The 16589-nt window shown below is 61.5% G+C and carries 21 protein-coding genes; 12 read left to right on the top strand and 9 right to left on the bottom strand.

All coding sequences use genetic code 11. From position 1 onward, the window contains the following. The first annotated feature begins 169 nt into the window (after positions 1 to 169). From C5L13_RS05025 to C5L13_RS05010, 4 genes are all read left to right on the top strand, one after another. Positions 170 to 952, top strand: a complete 783-nt coding sequence (locus C5L13_RS05025; protein WP_105382181.1) for an ABC transporter substrate-binding protein — start codon at positions 170 to 172, stop codon at positions 950 to 952. Between the two features lie 131 nt (positions 953 to 1083). Next, on the top strand, positions 1084 to 1866 hold the full coding sequence (locus tag C5L13_RS05020) for an ABC transporter permease (RefSeq protein ID WP_105382180.1): 783 nt from the start codon (positions 1084 to 1086) through the stop codon (positions 1864 to 1866). Continuing rightward, positions 1863 to 2693: an ABC transporter permease gene (locus C5L13_RS05015; protein WP_105382179.1), complete on the top strand. Its 831-nt coding sequence runs from the start codon at positions 1863 to 1865 to the stop codon at positions 2691 to 2693. The genes C5L13_RS05020 and C5L13_RS05015 overlap by 4 nt, the downstream gene beginning before the upstream one ends. Before the next feature lie 153 nt (positions 2694 to 2846). Continuing rightward, positions 2847 to 3110, top strand: coding sequence for an usg protein (locus C5L13_RS05010; RefSeq protein WP_105382178.1), 264 nt, complete (start codon positions 2847 to 2849; stop codon positions 3108 to 3110). Positions 3111 to 3119: 9 nt separating this feature from the next. Here the strand turns inward: C5L13_RS05010 and C5L13_RS05005 are convergent, their stop codons facing one another. Further along, positions 3120 to 3842, bottom strand: coding sequence for a DUF2270 domain-containing protein (locus C5L13_RS05005; RefSeq protein WP_105382177.1), 723 nt, complete (start codon positions 3840 to 3842; stop codon positions 3120 to 3122). A 132-nt stretch (positions 3843 to 3974) separates the two neighbouring features. Here C5L13_RS05005 and C5L13_RS05000 point away from each other — a divergent pair, with 132 nt between their 5' ends. The 4 genes from C5L13_RS05000 to C5L13_RS04985 are packed head-to-tail and all read left to right on the top strand — an operon-like array spanning position 3975 to position 6318. Beyond that, positions 3975 to 4784 carry a methyltransferase gene (locus C5L13_RS05000; RefSeq protein WP_105382176.1) on the top strand — a complete coding sequence of 270 codons (810 nt, stop codon included), beginning with the start codon at positions 3975 to 3977 and terminating at the stop codon, positions 4782 to 4784. A gap of 25 nt (positions 4785 to 4809) precedes the next feature. After that, positions 4810 to 5364 carry a DinB family protein gene (locus C5L13_RS04995; RefSeq protein WP_105382175.1) on the top strand — a complete coding sequence of 185 codons (555 nt, stop codon included), beginning with the start codon at positions 4810 to 4812 and terminating at the stop codon, positions 5362 to 5364. 5 nt (positions 5365 to 5369) lie between these two features. After that, on the top strand, positions 5370 to 5780 hold the full coding sequence (locus C5L13_RS04990; RefSeq protein WP_105382174.1) for a CopD family protein: 411 nt from the start codon (positions 5370 to 5372) through the stop codon (positions 5778 to 5780). Between the two features lie 7 nt (positions 5781 to 5787). Continuing rightward, complete coding sequence (locus C5L13_RS04985; RefSeq protein ID WP_105382173.1) at positions 5788 to 6318, top strand: GNAT family N-acetyltransferase; 531 nt, start codon at positions 5788 to 5790, stop codon at positions 6316 to 6318. Between the two features lie 6 nt (positions 6319 to 6324). Here C5L13_RS04985 and C5L13_RS04980 read toward each other — a convergent pair whose 3' ends face one another. Beyond that, positions 6325 to 8277 carry a cation:proton antiporter domain-containing protein gene (locus C5L13_RS04980; protein WP_105382172.1) on the bottom strand — a complete coding sequence of 651 codons (1953 nt, stop codon included), beginning with the start codon at positions 8275 to 8277 and terminating at the stop codon, positions 6325 to 6327. A gap of 77 nt (positions 8278 to 8354) precedes the next feature. Between C5L13_RS04980 and C5L13_RS04975 the strand changes: the two genes are divergently transcribed. From C5L13_RS04975 to C5L13_RS04965, 3 genes are all read left to right on the top strand, one after another. Further along, on the top strand, positions 8355 to 8627 hold the full coding sequence (locus C5L13_RS04975; RefSeq protein WP_105382171.1) for a helix-turn-helix transcriptional regulator: 273 nt from the start codon (positions 8355 to 8357) through the stop codon (positions 8625 to 8627). 79 nt (positions 8628 to 8706) lie between these two features. Beyond that, a complete protein-coding gene (locus C5L13_RS04970; RefSeq protein ID WP_407070409.1) occupies positions 8707 to 9624 on the top strand; it encodes an NAD(P)-dependent oxidoreductase in 918 nt (305 codons plus the stop codon). Between the two features lie 10 nt (positions 9625 to 9634). Continuing rightward, complete coding sequence (locus C5L13_RS04965; RefSeq protein ID WP_105382169.1) at positions 9635 to 10324, top strand: DNA alkylation repair protein; 690 nt, start codon at positions 9635 to 9637, stop codon at positions 10322 to 10324. Here C5L13_RS04965 and C5L13_RS04960 read toward each other — a convergent pair. From C5L13_RS04960 to C5L13_RS04940, 5 genes are all read right to left on the bottom strand, one after another. Beyond that, on the bottom strand, positions 10321 to 11091 hold the full coding sequence (locus tag C5L13_RS04960) for a helix-turn-helix transcriptional regulator (RefSeq protein ID WP_105382168.1): 771 nt from the start codon (positions 11089 to 11091) through the stop codon (positions 10321 to 10323). The genes C5L13_RS04965 and C5L13_RS04960 overlap by 4 nt on opposite strands. Then, the gene (locus C5L13_RS04955; RefSeq protein WP_105382167.1) at positions 11088 to 11504 is read right to left on the bottom strand and encodes an ester cyclase; all 417 of its coding nucleotides are present in this window, start codon (positions 11502 to 11504) and stop codon (positions 11088 to 11090) included. Before C5L13_RS04955 ends, C5L13_RS04960 begins: the two co-directional genes overlap by 4 nt. Before the next feature lie 100 nt (positions 11505 to 11604). After that, the gene (locus C5L13_RS04950; protein WP_007771498.1) at positions 11605 to 12093 is read right to left on the bottom strand and encodes an Lrp/AsnC family transcriptional regulator; all 489 of its coding nucleotides are present in this window, start codon (positions 12091 to 12093) and stop codon (positions 11605 to 11607) included. A 65-nt stretch (positions 12094 to 12158) separates the two neighbouring features. Next, positions 12159 to 12794 (bottom strand): uracil-DNA glycosylase family protein, encoded by a 636-nt coding sequence (locus tag C5L13_RS04945; RefSeq protein ID WP_105382166.1) that lies wholly within the window; start codon positions 12792 to 12794, stop codon positions 12159 to 12161. Continuing rightward, positions 12781 to 13356 (bottom strand): thermonuclease family protein, encoded by a 576-nt coding sequence (locus C5L13_RS04940; RefSeq protein ID WP_245423251.1) that lies wholly within the window; start codon positions 13354 to 13356, stop codon positions 12781 to 12783. The genes C5L13_RS04945 and C5L13_RS04940 overlap by 14 nt, the downstream gene beginning before the upstream one ends. 136 nt (positions 13357 to 13492) lie before the next feature. On the opposite strand from C5L13_RS04940, the gene C5L13_RS04935 reads away from it, so the two are divergent. Then, positions 13493 to 15028 carry a sensor histidine kinase gene (locus C5L13_RS04935; protein WP_105382164.1) on the top strand — a complete coding sequence of 512 codons (1536 nt, stop codon included), beginning with the start codon at positions 13493 to 13495 and terminating at the stop codon, positions 15026 to 15028. Positions 15029 to 15112: 84 nt separating this feature from the next. Here C5L13_RS04935 and C5L13_RS04930 read toward each other — a convergent pair whose 3' ends face one another. After that, entirely contained in the window at positions 15113 to 15505 is a 393-nt protein-coding gene (locus tag C5L13_RS04930) for a diacylglycerol kinase (protein WP_105382163.1), read from the bottom strand. Between the two features lie 5 nt (positions 15506 to 15510). Continuing rightward, positions 15511 to 16530, bottom strand: a complete 1020-nt coding sequence (gene cobT, locus C5L13_RS04925; protein ID WP_105382162.1) for a nicotinate-nucleotide--dimethylbenzimidazole phosphoribosyltransferase — start codon at positions 16528 to 16530, stop codon at positions 15511 to 15513. Between the last annotated feature and the right edge of the window lie 59 nt (positions 16531 to 16589).

Genomic DNA, 16589 nt, shown 5'->3' with positions numbered 1-16589 from the left:
GTCGCGTGAATATGTCGTTCATCCACCGCGACAGCTTGTGGCGAGCGCCAATATGCCGTTGCAATTTCCCGCGAGCCGGTATCTAAAAAGTCGAGACAGGGCTTGCACCCTGCTTCCTGGCGGCGAGAAAAATGAACACGCCGTCGGGCCGCCAACAGAGAGGATCACAATGAATATCTCCACCCGGTTCTTCGCCGCCGCCTCGATCGCCGCGCTGTCGCTTTTCGCCGGCTCGGCCATGGCTCAGGAAAAGCTCGTGATCGGCACGGAAGGCGCCTATCCGCCCTTCAACAACCTCGAAGCCAACGGCCAGCTCACCGGCTTCGACGTCGATATCGCCAAGGCTCTCTGCGAGGAGATGAAGGTCACCTGCACTTTCGTCACCAATGACTGGGAGGGTATCATTCCGGCTCTGCAGTCGAAGAAATTCGATGCGATCGTCGCCTCCATGTCGATCACGCCGGAGCGCAAGGAACAGGTCACCTTCTCCAAGAAGTATTACAACACGCCGCCGGCCATCGCCGTGCCGAAGGATTCGCCGATCAAGGACGCCTCGGCGGCGTCGCTGAAGGGCAAGACGCTCGGCGCCCAGGGCTCGACGACCCATTCCAACTATACCGAAAAACATATGCCCGATTCGGAACTGAAGCTTTATCCGACTGCCGACGAATACAAGCTCGACATTTCCAACGGCCGCATCGACGGCGTGGTGGACGACATCGTCGTGCTGTCGGAATGGTTGAAGTCCGACGCCGGCAAGTGCTGCAAGATTCTCGCGCCTCTTCCGGTCGACGTGGAAATCAACGGCGAAGGCGCCGGCATTGCCGTGCGCAAGGGCGACCAGGCGCTGGCCGACAAGTTCACCGCCGCCATTGCTGCGATCCGCGCCAACGGCAAATACAAGCAGATCCAGGACAAGTATTTCGATTTCGACGTCTACGGCGGCAACTAATCGCCGGATCGTCCGTCAGAACCCCGGCGGAAGGCTTGCCCTTCCGCCGTTTTTCTTTTTAATGAGGCAGGAGCATCCAAGGTGCTCAAACGACAAGCGGCGCGACAGAAGCCGCAGGGGAAAACGACCTTATGAGCGGATTCTTTTCCGCCCTCTTCAGCGCGCTTGATCCGCTTTGCGGTCCTGTCGGCCTTTTTTCGCTTTTCGGCTCCGGCACCCTCGTTGCCTGCGGAGAGGCCGGCTGGGGCGACGAGATTGCCTTCGGCGTCGGAATCACGATCTCGCTGGCGCTTGCGACACTGCCTGTCGGGCTTTTCCTCGGCTTCCTGATCGCGCTCGCCGCGCAATCGGAGGAAAAGCTGCTGAGGCGCGCAACCGGCATCTACACCACGATCTTCCGCGGCCTGCCCGAGCTTCTGACGCTCTTCATCGTCTATTACGGACTGCAGATCCTGATCCAGTCCGTGCTTGCTTCCCTCGGTTACGAAGGACGCGTGGAAATCAACGCCTTCCTCGCCGGCATGGTGGCGCTCGCGGTGGTGTTCTCCTCCTATTCCTCCGAAGTGTTGCTCTCGGCCTTCCGTGCAATCCCGCGCGGGCAATACGAAGCCGGCGATGCGCTCGGCCTGCATCGCGGACGTACCATGCGGCTGATCGTCCTGCCGCAGCTCATCCGGATCGCGCTGCCGGGCCTTACAAATCTCTGGCTGATCCTCTTGAAGGATACCTCTTACGTCTCGGTCATCGGTCTTGCCGATATCCTGCGCCAGACCGGTATCGCCGCGAGAGTCAGCAAGGAGGCCTTCTTCTTCTATTTCATCGCCTCCCTTCTTTACCTGATCCTCGCGATGATCTCGTCCTTCGGCCTCGGATTTGTCGAGCGCTGGGCAAAACGCGCGGAGACGGCCCGATGACCTACGTGAGGGAACTCATCGCGCCGCAGCCGGCTCCGCTTGCGCCCGCACGCCCCGTCACCGGAGCCCGGATCGCCGCCATTGCGATCCTGATCCTCTGGGCACTTTTCGCGGCGGGGCTCGTTGCCATGGTCGTCGGCGGCTGGGATCAGGACAAATTTCTGCGCTACGGCCCCCGTTACCTCAACGGCCTTTGGACGACGATCTCTCTGGTCTGTCTCGCCGTGGTGTTCGGTGCGCTGCTGTCGCTGCCGATCGCCTTCGCGCGGATGTCGCAAAACCGCGCATTGAACGGCATCGCCTATGCTTATGTCTATGTGTTCCGCAGCACGCCGCTGCTCGCTCAGCTCTTCCTGATCTATTACGGCCTCGGCAGCTTCAAGCCGCAGCTGGAAAGCGTCGGCCTCTGGTGGTTCTTCAGGGAGGCCTGGTATTGCGGCCTCCTGTCCTTCGTCCTCAATACCGCCGCCTACCAGGCGGAAATCCTGCGGGGCGCAATCGAAAGCGTTCCCCGCGGCCAGCACGAGGGCGCCGCAGCACTCGGCCTTTCCAAGCGCGTCGCCTTCGGCAAGATCATCCTGCCGCAGGCGCTGATCGTCGCGCTCCGGCCCTATGGCAACGAGCTCGTGTTGATGATCAAGGGCTCGGCCGTCGTCGCCATCGTGACCGTCTACGATCTGATGGGAGAAACCCGCTACGCCTTTTCACGCACATTCGACTACCAGGCTTATCTCTGGGCGGCGATCTTCTATCTCGCCATCGTCGAAACGCTGCGGCATGTGTGGGCATTCCTGGAAGCCCGCCTGACCCGACACCTGAAGCGATAGCAGCACTCGCCTAAACTTGCTGCTAACATACTGAATAAATTGATGAAAGCCTCCTCTAAAGGCCAATTGTAAAGCTTCGGTTAACCGTGGCATGCTCCCATGTTGGGGTGACGTCAATGCGTCATCCTTAAAAACAACAAGTGGGAACTACCGATGTCCGAAATGGAAATGATGCTGAAAGGGTACGGACTGACAACGGCGCAGATCTTTTATCGCCTGCCCGATCATCCGGCCCTCCTGCAGAGCTATATCTGGCAGAACTACGACCTTGCTCCCGAGTTTCCGGAAATGAAGGGCTTCCTGAAATTCTGGCAGGAAAAACTCGACGGCCCGCTGCATTCCGTCCGATATGTTCATCGGAAGCTGATCTCGGCAAGCGAATGGCGTGCGGTCAAGGGAGAAATCATCCTGCACTGAGGACGCCTGTCAGACATGCACCTCGCCGTGGGCGAATTCGCCGTCATCGGGCTCCCGATGGATGGCAGCATACAGGATTGCGGCATAGAAGAAGGCTATCACCGCGATCACGCTCCATCCCGGCGCCGGACCGAGGGCCGCATTGTTCACGGCTTCGCTCACCGAGAAGACGACATCCGTCTTGGGCTCGTTGGGAAGCAGTTTCGGCGTTGATATCTTCAGCAGCCAGGCGAACAGCAGGATGACGTACATCCAGACGTAATTGCGCCGGATGCGCCTGAACAGCGCCTCGCGATAACTGATGAGGAAGCAGGGATTGCGCAGACTTTTGGCGATGCCGGCAGCCCAGTCGGGCTTGAGATCGGCTTGCGGGTCCAGCGCCTGGGCGAAATAATGCCGCTCCAGCTTGCGCACTCTGGCGCGATAGACATCAAAGAAGCGGTAGCGCCGCGCCTCGATCAGCAGCATCAGCGAGATCAGCAGCATGGCAAATAGCACGACGCCGTGGTGCGACGAGGACGTCGAAAGCGACACCGACAGAAGACCGGCAACCATGGTGATCGCCCAGTTGGACGTGCGGTCGATGCGGTCCCGCCAACTCGCCATCCGGCCCATCTCGCCGCGGTAATAATGAATGATCATGTTGGCCTTCTCGCTGGAGGTAATCGGTAGCGACGGTGCCCGCCGTTCGATATTCTGCTCCAGCACGTTCGGCCCCTGATCGCCGGCCATGACCCTTTCTCCAGGCTCTTTCTGCTCTTAGGCTCAACGGGCAAGCGCCCCACACGTTCCCCGGTGATGGCCCCGGTGATGGACAAACAGGCGCCGTCGGCTTAAAGCCGCCTCGAAACAAAGGACAAAGTGATGAAGAAGATCGACGAGGAAGCGTTGGCGGAAGCCTACAATCGCGCGCTGGCGCTGGAGAAGGCCGGCGAGATCGATGCGGCCGTCAAGGCATACGAGGAAGTGCTGACGCTCGATCCCGAAGATCACGGCGGCGCCGCCGTCCGGATCGCCGCCATGGGCCGCGGCGAAACGCCGCCCAAGGCACCGGATGCCTATGTCGAAACCCTGTTCGACCAGCATGCCGAAAGTTTCGAGGACATCCTCGTCGAGCAGCTCGGCTACGCCGTACCCGTGCTCGTGCGCCAGCGATTCCAGGAACTGAAGCTCGGTCCCTTCCAGCGGATGCTCGATCTCGGCTGCGGCACGGGGCTGACGGGCGGCACGTTACGCGACATGGCGGACGATATCACCGGTATCGACATCTCCGAGAACATGGTTGAAATCGCACACGAAAAAGATCTCTACGAAACGCTTTACGTAGCGGAAGTCGAAGACTTTCTCGAAGACAATGACGACGAGCCGTTCGATCTGGTCACGGCCACAGACGTGCTTCCCTATCTCGGCGCGCTCGAACCGCTGTTCTTCGGTGTGGCGGAAAACATGCTGGCCGGCGGCATTTTCGCCTTCTCGTCCGAAAGCCTGTCCGATGCCGACGGCCGGACCTATGCAGTCGGCCCGCATCAGCGTTTTCTGCATACCGAAGCATATGTCCGTTCTCGGCTTGCCGACACCGGTTTCGAGGTGCTGGAAATGTCCGAAATCAATGTGCGCATGCAGGATGGACATCCCTCGCCCGGCCATCTGGTCATCGCGCGGCTGAAAGGCTAGTTTCGCCTCCGCAACGGAGGATTCGATGACCCCACAGCGCTATCTTCTCGCCCAGGCCTATAACAATGCCTGGGCCAATCATCGGCTTCTGAGGGCGTGCGGCGAACTTTCGCCGGAGGAACTGGCTGCGCCGCGCACCAGCTTCTTTCCGTCGATCATCCATACGCTGAACCACATCCTGACCGTCGACTGGCTGTATATCAGCGCCCTGGAGGGCAATTGCATCGGCGCGGCGGCATTCGAGCCGGAAATTCCCTTCCGGATCTTTGCCGATCTCAACCGCGAACAGCATGCCGCCGACCGGCGCCTCATCGACCACTGTCGCCAGATGGTTGCTGAAACCGCCATGCAGGAGGTCCGCATTCCCCGCGCGGACCATGTGCAGGTGGAGACCGCCGATCGGGTACTGCTGCACCTCTTCCAGCACCAGATCCATCATCGCGGCCAAGTTCACGCGATGCTGTCAGGAACCTCCGTCGCACCGCCGCAGCTCGATGAATTTTTCGCAGCCGACGAAGAAAAATTGCGCAAGCAGGATTTCGCCGAACTCAATTTTACCGAAGCCATGATCTGGAGCTGACCCCCATGCTGTATTTCGTCATCAAGGCACTGCACATCCTCTCCGACTTTCTTCTGATCGGCGGCATGTTGATCAATGCCTTCGTCATCGGCATGGTGCCTCCCACGATCCGCGTCGGCGTCATTTCGGCACTCCGGAAATACGACCGGACGGTCACGACCGCAGCGCTCGGAGGCGCCTGGATCTTCGGCCTCTGGCTCATCTTCGGCTATGTCGGCTTTTCCGACGGCTGGCTGCATGCCAAGCTGGTCCTGGTGGTCCTGCTTTCCGCCCTGCACGGCATGCAGCAGGGCTGGATGCGCCGCATGCAGGCCGATCCGAAGCTCGACCCGCCCGCCTTCGTGCGCGCCGGCATGCCGATCATCCTCGGTTCCGTCGTTCTCGTCGTCCTGCTTGCGGTGATCAAGCCGTTCTGATCATGCAATGTCACTTGCCCGCACCGCTATAACGACAAATCGTCTCGTCCTGCGCCCGACTTCAGGCGCGGATGTGGGCCGTGCGCTCGAAATCCAATCCGATTGGGAAGTCACGCGCATGTTGCGCATGGCTTCTTTTCCGCCGGACCGGCAAGCGATCTGCGACTGGTTCGGCGACCATCAGCGGGAATGGTGCGCGGGCGAAGCCTATCGTTTTGCGGTGGAGGTCGAGGGCCGCATGGCAGGTCTTGTCGATATCGACGAGATCGCGGGCAGCGAGGGTGATCTTGGCTATTGGTTCGAGAAGGCGGCCTGGGGACATGGATATGCATTCGAAGCCGCGCAGGCCGTGGTCGGTTTCGCTCTGGAGAACGTCGGTCTTTCGACACTGAAATCCGGACATGCGGCAGACAATCCGGCTTCCGGACGGATCCTCACCAAGCTGGGCTTCACCCCGGCCGGCACGATCGAGCTGTTCTCCCGTTCCCGTGGCGAAAACATCCAACAATGCCGGTACGCGCTCATGTCGGCCCGCTGACGGGAACTACCCCTTCACCGGCTCCGCAGGTGGCTCGACGTCAGACGGGGCCGCCGGCTCGTCGTGGGGCGTCACCGGCCGAGCCTCCGCTACCCCGGTGGGCGCAGGAGCCCGAGGCCTTGGCTCTTCGTCCATCTCTTCCACCGGCTCGGTTCGGTAATGCACCTGATCGAGGCCGTCGAGCATTCCGAAGGCGATTTCCCGTTCGCCCATGATCGTCTTGTCGGCGCCGAGCTTTTCCAGATGCTCGATCTCGGCGTCGGAATGGGCGCGGCACAGGATCAGCAGCGCCGGGTTCACCTCGCGCGCCTGCATTACCACATTACCGGCCTCGAAGGCGTTCGGGATCGCCACCACCAGGCTCTTTGCCGCTCCCAGATTGGAAAGCTCCAGCACCTTGGGCGAAGCAGCATTGCCGACGATGACTTCGATCCCCTGCTTCAACAGCTCCTCTACCCGGTTTTCGGAGTCCTCGATCACCAGGAACGGGATGCCGGAGGACTTGAGGTTTGCGACGACGATGCTGCCGACCCGGCCGTAGCCCACCACCACCGCATGATCGGTGAGACGGCTCACCGCCACCTCGCCTTCCTCACCCGCAGTGGTCAGCACCGGTTCGGTTTCCCTCGGCGTCGGGACCTCCTGGCCGGGCACCCCGTCGTCGCTGTGGGCGCCGGTCCGCGTGGCGATCGCCGCCTCGCCTTCGCCTTCCGGCGCACGGATCAGCCGGGCCTCCAGCCGCGGGATCAGCTTGTCGCCGAGATAGAACATCGCCGGATTGAGGATGATCGAAATGATCGCGCCGGCAAGGATCAGGTCGCGGCCCTCCTGCGGCAGCAGGTTCAACCCCACACCGAGCTCGGCGAGGATGAAGGAGAACTCGCCGATCTGCGCCAGACTGGCCGAGATGGTCAGCGCAGTCGGCACCGTCATGCGGAACGCGAGCACGATCAGGAAGGCTGCCACCGATTTGCCGATCAGGATGATGAAGACGGTCGCAAGCACCGGCAGCGGGTTCGACAGGATGACGTTCGGGTCGAAGAGCATGCCGACCGAGACGAAGAACAACACGGCGAAAGCGTCCCGCAGCGGCAGGCTCTCCTGCGCCGCGCGGTGCGACAGCTCGCTTTCCGAAAGAATCATGCCGGCGAAGAAGGCGCCGAGCGCCAGCGATACGCCGAAAAGTTTTGCCGCGCCGAAAGCGACCCCGAGCGCGATCGCCAGGACGCCGAGCCGGAAAAGCTCGCGCGAGCCGCTATGGGCGATGCGGTGCAATATCCAGGGAATGACGCGCCGGCCGATCACCAGCATGACCCCGAGAAAGGCCACGACCTTCAACAGCGTGATACCGATGATGCCGGCAATGCCGAGCTCGATGTCGAAAAGGTCCGCGACGATGATCGCGACCGGATCGGGATGGGCCGCCTCGCCGCCACCGATGCTCGCCAAGGCCGGGATCAGCACCAGCGCCAGCACCATGGCGAGATCCTCGACGATCAGCCAGCCGACCGCGATCTTGCCGCGCACGGTTTCGACAAGTCGCCGCTCCTGCAGCGCCTTGAGCAGCACGACGGTGGAAGCGACCGACAGCGCCAGGCCGAAAACGAGACTGCCGCCAAGCGGCCAGCCCATCAGCGAACCCATGCCCCAGCCGAGCAGCGTCGCGAAGCCGATCTGGACAATGGCGCCGGGTACGGCGACGCCGCGGACAGACAGAAGATCCTTGAGCGAGAAATGCAGGCCGACGCCGAACATCAGCAGGATGACGCCGATCTCGGCAAGCTCCGGCGCAAGGCTCTGGTCGGCCACGTAGCCCGGGGTATGAGGGCCGACGAGGATGCCGGCGAAGAGATAGCCGACCAGCGGCGGGAGGCGGAACCGGTTGGCGATGGCGCCGAATATGAACGCGAGCACAAGACCGCCGACGATGGTCGAAATCAATGGCGTATCGTGCGGCATCCGCGCCTCCCTCTGGAAATCCTTTAAAAAATATGCCATATATGGCTTATATTGACCAATATGGGTAACTTTGACAGATGGGTCAAGTCGCCAGACAGATGATTTTGACACCGGCTTTGTGCCGGGCGGCACGCGGTCTCCTCGATTGGACGCAGAGCGACCTTGCGGAGCGTTCGGACGTTTCGCGCAGCACTATACGCGACTACGAAGGCAGCCGCCACGACGTTCACCGCGCGACGGCCGCCCAGATCCGCCGCGCCTTCGAAGAGGGCGGCGTGGTTTTCATGGAAGTGGAAGGCTGCGGCATGGGTGTCTGCCAGAAAAGCAGCCCGGCCTCGCCGCCTGCCTGAAGCGACGGACTTCAAAACCCTCAGTTTGCCCTTGTCAGCGAAACCATCGCTTTTCGCAGGATCCGCCTTTTCCCGATCCCTGCTTTGCTCTAATCCTCAGGACAGGAAATGCAGGAGGCAAAGCATGGCGAAGGTGGCATTCATCGGTCTCGGAGTGATGGGTTTTCCGATGGCGGGGCATCTGAAGGAAAAGGGTGGCCATGACGTCACCGTCTACAACCGTACGGCTTCAAAGGCGGCCGACTGGGCCGGGAAGTACGGCGGCAAGACCGGCTCCACCCCGGCAGAGGCTGCCAAGGATGCCGATTTCGTCTTCACCTGCGTCGGCAATGACAACGATCTCCGCTCGGTGACGTTGGGCGATACCGGCGTGCTCGCCGGCATGAAGTCGGGCGCCATCCTGATCGACAACACGACCGCCAGCGCCGAAGTCGCCCGGGAACTCGAAGCAGCCGCGAAGACGAAAGGCATCGGCTTCATCGACGCACCTGTCTCCGGCGGCCAGGCGGGTGCCGAAAACGGCGTGCTGACCGTCATGTGCGGCGGCGACCAGGCAATCTTCGACAAGGCAAAGCCCGTCATCGACGCCTATGCCCGTATGGTCGGCCTGATGGGTCCGGTCGGCAGCGGCCAGCTCACCAAGATGATGAACCAGATCTGCATCGCCGGCCTCGTGCAGGGGCTTGCCGAGGCGATCCATTTCGGCAAACAGGCGGGCCTCGACATCGAGAAGGTCATCGAAGTCATCTCCAAGGGGGCTGCAGGCTCCTGGCAGATGGAAAACCGCTACAAGACCATGAACGCCGGCAAATATGACTTCGGCTTTGCCGTCGACTGGATGCGGAAGGATCTCGACATCGTGCTGACCGAAGCCCGCCGCAATGGCGCGAAGCTTCCGGTGACGGCGCTTGTCGACCAGTTCTACGGCGACGTCCAGGCGATCGGGGGCAACCGCTGGGATACGTCCTCGCTGCTGGCCCGTCTCGACAAGAAATGAGCGTCTTCCGGTGATCGGCCCCTCCTCCGGCGTCGCAGACATCGTCGCCCATCTTCAGACGCTGCGATCGGAGGAGAACCTTGCCGGCATGGCGCGCTACGGCATCGTCACCGACAAGGCCATGGGGATTTCCAATCCGGAGATGCAGAAGATCGCCCGCCTCGTCGGACGCGACCATGCTCGTGCGCTCGACCTCTGGCGCACCGGCATTCGCGAGGCGCGCATGCTGGCGATCTACACGGCGGAGCCCGCCTCGCTGACCCTGGCCGAGGTGCGGGCCTGGGCGGACGATTTCGCGTCCTGGGAAATCGTCGACGCGGCCGCCGACATCCTGACCGAAACGGCGTTCTGGCAGGATCTGATTGAAGAGTTCACAAAAGACGAACGCGAATTCGTGCGCCGCGCCGCGTTTGCGATGATTGCCGGCGCGGTCGTTCACAACAAACAGGAACCGGACGCGACGTTCATCAGCTATCTGCCTCTGATCGAACGACATGCCGAAGATCCGCGCAATTTCGTCAGAAAAGCGGTCAACTGGGCGCTGCGCAATATCGGCAAGCGCAGCCGCACCTGCCACGCGCCGGCTCTTGCGCTCGCCGAAACGCTTGCGGCCTCAACCGACAAGACCGCCCGGTGGATCGGCAAGGATGCGGTTAAGGAACTGAACGGCGAGAGAGTGCTGAAGCGACTGAAGGGTTAGCCGCACTTCCGGACGCGATATTGCCGCGGCGTCATTCCGGTAAACGTGCGGAACGCCTTTATGAAGGAACTTGTGCTTTCGAAACCACAGGCTAGCCCGACCTCCGTGACGGCATTGCCGCCTGAAAGCAGCAGTTCCTTTCCTTTCACCATCCGCGCTCGATGCCGAAAATCCCGGAAGCTCATGCCGAGTTCGGCCTCGAAACGCCGCGCGAGCGTCCGTTCGGACAGATGCGCAGTCTCTGCGATCGTGGCGAAATCCGTATCGCTCTCCAAATTCTCGAGCAGCCGGTCGACCGCAACGGCCATCGAGGCCGATTGCGGTCTTGGCAGCCACGTTTCGTCCTCGTCCGCGGAAAGTTCCATGGCAATAGAAGCAAGCGTCCTGAAAAACGTATCCGCCATCGGATCTTCCACACGCCGTCCCGCGCCCCAGCGCATGACATGCAAGATCATATGTCGCGCAAGTTCGGAAAGACCGAAAACCCTGCAGGGTTGCAGGGGCTCTGCGAATTCGCCGGTTGCGAAAAGAACAGACGAAGCGGTCGCCGGCCCCTTGCTTCGCACCCTGATCAACGTTCCCCGCGCGAGCAGCGCCGCGCGTTGCGGCGGCAGAACCCATCGACGGTCAGCGACATCCAGCACAAAGGCTCCGGAGGAGGCGTAGAGGAGGTAGTCGGCGTCGAAAGCCCGCTCGATCTCGAAAGGCTCGTCGAAGACCCGATGATAGGCATGAGAGATTATCGCCATCGCTGCCGGTTCGTTCAAGCCGCCTTTTGTTCCTGCATCTGCCTTAGCAGTTCGGCGGTGTCCAGCAAGGCAGAATGCCGCACGACCTTGTTTTCCATAAAGACGAGGGTGCGATAGCCCCGAACAGCAATGGCGTTTCCGGCGGGTACAATCCCCCTGAACTCCGCTTGGTGCGTGCCGCGCAACGTTAGTTCGCAGACGACGCAATCATCGTCCGCGGTCATCCGCTCGATAGTCCATACCGCATCCGGCATGATCTGCTTCAGCTTCACGACCATGCCGCAATGCCCCGCGGCATTTGCGGGCGCATAGTTGAGTTCTTCATAGTCCGGCGCAAAGAACTCGCCAAACCGCTCGATGCGGCCCTGGTTCCAGATTTCTTCAATGTATCGGCCGGCGATCGTCTTGTGCGCCTCTGCTTGGTTATGCATGTCTGGGCTCCATCATGAATGGAGTCCAGATAACCTGAAGCGGGCCGGCCGAACTCTGCCCATTCTGCCAGAAAGTAGTTCCGTTCTGCCGATTTGCGGTTTATTCCTCGCCCGATTTCTGGTTGTCGAGCATCATGTAGTCGAGCGGCAGTTCGGTCGTGTATTTGATCTGCTCCATGGCGAAGACCGAGGAGACGTCGCGGATTTCGATCTTGGCGATCAGCCGCTTGTAGAAGGCGTCATAGGCGCCGATATCCGGCACCACGACCCGCAGAAGATAGTCGACATCGCCGCTCATGCGATAGAATTCCACAACTTCGGGGAAATCCACGACCACTTCGGAAAACCGCTTCAGCCACTCGATCGAATGGCTGGCGGTGCGAATCGACACGAAGACGGTGACCTTGGTATTGACCTTGACGGGATCGAGCAGCGCCACGCGGCGGCGAATGACGCCGTCTTCTTCCATCTTCTGGATGCGCCGCCAGCACGGCGTCGTTGAAAGCCCTACCTTCTTCGCAAGATCTGCGACGGCCAGAGTTGAATCTTCCTGCAGAATGCGCAGGATCTTGCGGTCGAGGCGGTCCATTCAGTTCCCTTTCGAAATCATTTTTCGTTATACACGTAAATCATAGCAGTTAACCGAATTTTGTTTCAACGGATGAGGCTATCCACATTCTGTCGCAGGACAGGCAGTATCTCAGTCTCGAACCAGGGATTTTTCCTCAGCCAGCCGGTATTGCGCCAGCTCGGATGCGGCAGCGGCAGGATGCGCGGCCCTTCATTGGCGAAAAAATACTCCCGCCAGTTCTGCACCGTTTCTGTCATCCCCTTCTTGCGGCGCGCTCCGAGATGCCAGGCATGGGCATAACCGCCGACAGCCAGAACCAGCTCGATCTGCGGCATTGCCGATATCACCCGGGAGCGCCAGAGCGGCGCGCATTCCCGCCTCGGCGGCAGGTCGCTTCCCTTTGCGTCATAGCCCGGAAAGCAGAAACCCATCGGCACGATCGCAAAGCGGTCCGGATCATAGAACTCTTCCCGGCTCACCGCCATCCAGTCGCGCAGGCGGTTGCCGGAGGCATCGTTGAAGGGAAGTCCGCTTTCATGCACGCGCAGGCCCGGCGCCTGTCCGGCAATCAGGATGCGGGCCGTCCACGACAGCACGGCAACCGGCCGCGGCTCGTGGGCCAGGCGGTCGCCCTCTCCTCGCACCGGCGTATCCCGACAGATGCGGCAGACGGATATCGCCCGTCGCAGCGCCTCGATCTCCGCCTCAAGATTGACCATGCATGTCATTTCCGTTCCAACCGATCAGTCTTGCGAACCAATCCAGAATCACCTCCAGAAAGCCTGAGCCATCCATCGTGCCCCGGCTGGCGCGCCAATCGCGCGGATCTTCGAAGCGACCGGCCCAGAGCCGCAGCCGCTCGCGACGCGCCGTGTTCTGCTCCTGCAGATAGAGCCCATAGGCGATCGCAAGACCCTGGCGAACCATCGTGCCGTTGACATTCACCGCACCCACATGACAGCGAACCAGAAGCCGGTCGTAGCGGTCGCGCTCGTGCCCCCGACACTCGGTTTCATCCGTCGACACCAAACGCGCCAGATGTCGCCTTGCTTCCGCGCCACACGCCCATCTCCGTCCGCCGCCGTCCTCGCAGGTCTGATCGAGCTCCGGCGCATCGATGCCCTCCAGTCGCAGCCTCTCGCCGCCCGCCGAAAGCGTATCGCCGTCGACGGCATGAAAAGGTCCGCCCACTACGTCGTCGGACGCCTCGTTCAGCCTGGCAACGATAAGCGTAAGAAGGACGAACATGGCAACCAGCACCACGCCATCCCTGAAAGTCATGAACCTCATCGCCACAATCGCGCCTTATTGGAAAACGGAAGCTTCAGAGAAATGGCAAACAAAACCTTTCCCGGCAGGACTCTCTTAAGGTTTTGACCCTAGTCTCTCAACCACCCGGGTAAGCAGTTCAGTGGTCATGAGTAACGGCGTCAGCACTTCGACCGACAAGATCATCGTGGATCGATCGCGCAGCCACCGCAACAAGGCTGTCTCCAAAGCCGTTCGTGCTACCCGTGAGCGACTGCAATCCAGCTCCAAGGGCAATCAGGTCTTCGACCGCGACATGCTGGCCATGCATGCGAGCGCCGTGCTGCAGGGCGCCTCGATCATGCCGCTCTTCGTCGTGCTGGTAACGGCGATCGGCGTCTATATCAATCCGAGCGCCAACCTGCTCGGCTGGGCGCTGCTGATGCTCAGCCTGCATGCCATCAACGTGCTCCTGGCGCGGCGGGCGAGCCGCAAGGAAATTGCCGCAATCGAGACGCGGAAATGGCGTAGCAGATTGCTTGCCGCACAGGTGCTGCTCGGCTTCGGGTGGGCCCTTTTCGCGATCCAGGACTGCAGCGCCTGCTCGGGCGACGGCTACTATTTCTACAAGGGCGCGGTTCTGCTCTTTGCAATCTCCATCATGGCGATGAGCACCTTCATGCTGCGGCTCGGGGTGCTTTGCGGCTTCCTGCCGGCGGTCGCCGTCTTGTTCGCGATGTCGTTTTTCTCGCGGCAGGTGCTCGATATCGGCATGACCGCGATGTGCGCCATCGCCGTCGTCTTTTTCCATTATATCGCCGACCGGCTCTACCGCTCCAATCTCACGCTGATGTCCTACCAGTCGGAAAAGGACGATCTGATCGCCGAACTGGAAGTGGCGAAATCCATGTCGGACGAGGCCCGCCGCCGCGCCGAGGAAGCCAATCTGGCGAAATCGCGCTTTCTCGCCTCCATGTCCCATGAACTGCGCACGCCGCTCAACGCCATCCTCGGCTTTTCCGAAGTGATGAGTTCGGAAGTCCTCGGCCCGCTCGCCAATCCCACCTATCGGGAATATGCCGGAGATATCCACCGTTCCGGCCACCACCTCCTGAACCTCATCAACGAAATCCTCGACCTGTCGCGCATCGAGGCGGGCCGCTACGATCTCAGCGAAGAAGCGCTCTCGCTCCTCGAAATCGCCGAGGATTGCATCGGGATGGTTCAGCTGCGGGCCCGAGCCAAGAACATCTCGATCCGCGAGCAGTTCGAGCCGGATCTGCCGCAGGTATGGGCCGACGAAAAGGCCATGCGGCAGGTATTGCTGAACCTCTTGTCGAATGCGGTGAAGTTTACGCCCCAGGGCGGCGAGGTGATGGTCAAGGTCGGGTGGACGGCCGGCGGCGGCCAGTATGTGGCCATCAAGGACAACGGCCCCGGCATTCCGGAGGAGGAAATCCCCATCGTTCTCTCGGCCTTCGGTCAGGGATCGATCGCCATCAAGAGCGCTGAACAGGGCACCGGCCTCGGCCTGCCGATCGTACAGGCGATCCTTGCCAAGCACGACGGCCAGTTCATCCTGCGCTCGAAGCTGCGCGAGGGCACCGAGGCAATCGCCATCCTGCCCGCGACCCGCGTGCTGCAGAGCGTGCCCGCCGTTGCCGATGCACCAGCCATCGAACGCCGCCGCAAGAGCTTTGCGTAGCGGCCCCCAGGAGATTATCGTGGTGGGTATACGTCATGCCGCCAGAGACCCCTCGTCCATGCCGGATCACGACTGATCAATCAATCAAAACCACACGCTACGGACCGCCACATAAAGCGCGAAGAACCCGTTGGCGCAGAGCAGGCAAAACACCGCGAACGAGCCGAGATCCTTGGCATGCCGGCCGACGGTCGAGATTTCAGGGGAAATGCGGTCGACCAGTTCCTCGATCGCGGTGTTGAGGGATTCGACCGAGAACAGCACCAGCATCAGGATGAGGAAGACGAAATAATCAAGCGGCGACGCGCCGACCAGTGCGAAGAGCACGAGGCCGGCGGCGAAGGCTATCACCTCGTGGCGGAAGGCCTCCTCCCGCCACAGACGCCTCAACCCTTGCATCGAATAACGCGTGGCGGCGATGACCCGGCGGATGCCGCTCGCCTTTTCGATATTGCTGTCGAGCGGCGTCTTTTCCATCTGGATCAGTTGCTCTTGTTGCTGACGCCGGCCTGGTCGAACGTCGCCATGCCGGAATGACAGGCCGCAGCGGCCTTGACGATACCGGCCGCGAGTGCGGCGCCCGTCCCCTCGCCGAGCCGCATGCCGAGCGCCAGCAACGGCGTCTTGCCGAGCTTCTCGATGGCGCGCAGATGTCCGGGTTCCCCTGAGACGTGGCCGACCAGGCAGTGGTCGAGTGCGGAAGGATTGGCGGCCTTCAGGATAGAGGCCGCGGCCGTCACCACATAGCCGTCGAGCAGCACCGGAATTTTCTCGACGCGAGCTGCCAGGATCGCGCCGGCGATCGCCGCAATCTCGCGGCCGCCCAGACGACGCAGCACTTCCAGCGGATCGGAGAGATGGTCCCTGTGGAATTCCACCGCCTGCTTCACCACGGCGATCTTGCGCTCCAGCAACTCGCCGTGCGAGCCGGTGCCGGGGCCGACCCAGTCTTCCGCCGTGCCGCCGTAAAGCGCCAGATTGATCGCTGCGGCGACCGTCGTATTGCCGATCCCCATCTCGCCGATGCACAGGAGATCGGTGCCGCCGGCAATCGCTTCCATGCCGAAGGCCATGGTCGCCGCGCAATCGCGCTCGGAAAGCGCGGCCTCGGTCGCGATGTCGCCGGTCGGATAATCGAGCGCGAGGTCGAAGATCTTGAGACCGAGATCGTGGGTCACGCAGATCTGGTTGATCGCGGCACCGCCGGCGGCGAAATTTTCGACCATCTGCTGTGTCACCGAGGAGGGATAGGGCGTGATGCCGTGCCTGGTAACCCCATGATTGCCGGCAAAGATCGCCACCAGAGGGCGGTTGACCGCCGGCGCTCTGCCGGTCCAGGCGGCAAGCCAGAAGGCGATCTCCTCCAGCCGGCCGAGCGCGCCTGGAGGTTTGGTGAGCTGGGCGTCCCGTTCGCGCGCCGCCACGAGCGCCCGAGAATCCGGTCCCGGAAGATTGGCTAGCAAGGTGCGGAAATCGTCGAAAGGCAGGCCACTCACGCTCATGGAGATCTCTCTTGCTCTGGTCGTCCGGGTCGGCTTGTCTTTCCCGGCAAATCGCGCTT

Source organism: Neorhizobium alkalisoli (genome assembly GCF_002968635.1).
GTDB lineage: Bacteria > Pseudomonadota > Alphaproteobacteria > Rhizobiales > Rhizobiaceae > Neorhizobium > Neorhizobium alkalisoli.
Note: the sequence above shows the minus strand (reverse complement) of the source record. Positions and strands in the feature narration are given on the sequence as shown.